Below are 329 nucleotides of genomic sequence, written 5' to 3'. Positions count from 1 at the left end.
GCGCTGGATCGTGGTTTCATCAAGAATCAGAGTCCGGACCGGGGTATCGGCCAAGGGCCGCTGGCCACGCGCTGCCGTTACCACCAGGGTATCCAGATAAAAGACATCGGCGTCTTCCTGAAGCGGCGTTTCTGCCGCAACGTCTTCCGCGATAACAACAGGCGTATATGTCACAACCACCAACAGGCCAACCGCCAGACAACTGCATCGCATTTGCTTTACCGTACCTTTAACAACACATCAGAGAGATAAAAGACCCAAATGGGAATGAGCCTCATTATCCACAACATTCATTAAAATACAATGCTAATACGAATCAGTATCAATAA

At 49.2% G+C, this 329-nt stretch carries 1 protein-coding gene; it reads right to left on the bottom strand.

Annotated elements, in window-relative coordinates:
• A partial coding sequence (locus tag Q4563_RS18000; RefSeq protein ID WP_303605477.1) for a hypothetical protein occupies positions 1 to 213 on the bottom strand: 213 nt, incomplete at its 3' end.
• Positions 214 to 329: the final 116 nt, after the last annotated feature.

The organism is Gilvimarinus sp. 1_MG-2023 (genome assembly GCF_030548285.1).
This window is presented reverse-complemented; position numbering and strand designations above follow the sequence as displayed.